Here is an 810-nt window from a genome sequence, read left to right as displayed (position 1 = left end):
CCCGCACCGTCACCGCCCTCGTCGGCCCGGGCAACAACGGCGCCGACGCCCTCTACGCCATCGCCCGGCTGGCCAAGCGGGGCTTCGAGGCGACGGCGGTGTGCATCGACACCACGGCCTCGCAGGTGCAGACCGATGCCGCCGAGCTCGCCCGGCAGCGGGGCGCCACGGTGCTCGCCGCCGACAGCCGCGAGGCGCTCACCGCGATCTCTCGGGCCGAGGTCGTCCTCGACGGCATCACCGGCATCGGGGGGAGGCCGGGGCTGCCTCCCTTCGCCCGGCCGTGGGTCGACGCGATCCGTGACCGGGCCTGGGTCATCTCCGTCGACACCCCGAGCGGGCAGCCGGTCGAGGGCGGCGACGCGCTCGCGGACGCGGTCTTCGCCGACGAGACGGTGACCTTCGGCGCGCCCAAGCCGGTGCACCTGCTGCCGCCGACGGAGGCCGCCTGCGGGGTGCTCACCGTCATCGACATCGGGCTCGACCTCACCGACGCGACACCCGCGGTCGTGCGGATCACCCCGGACGACGTGCCGATGCTGTGGCCGGTGCCCGGGCACGACGACGACAAGTACTCGCGCGGGGTCCTCGGGGTCGTCGCCGGTGGCGAGCAGTACACGGGCGCAGCACTGCTCACGACGACCGCGGCGGTCTCGGCCGGCGTGGGCATGGTCCGCTACGTCGGGACGCAGACGCCGACCGCGCTCGTGCGGGCGGCGGTCCCGAGCCGTCCACCGGCGAAGGGAGGGTCCGAGGCCGTGGGTCGTCGGGCCCGGCCTCCGACACGACCTCGACCATCCGGGCGCCGTC

General features: G+C 75.6%; 1 protein-coding gene. It reads left to right on the top strand.

The features are described 5' to 3' along the window. Window positions 1-810, top strand: an 810-nt coding sequence (locus AC2W7J_RS18540) for an NAD(P)H-hydrate epimerase (RefSeq protein WP_485984269.1), incomplete at both ends; no start/stop codon positions are given.

Source organism: Janibacter sp. CFPM2_SD2 (assembly GCF_057364645.1).
Note: the sequence above shows the minus strand (reverse complement) of the source record. Positions and strands in the feature narration are given on the sequence as shown.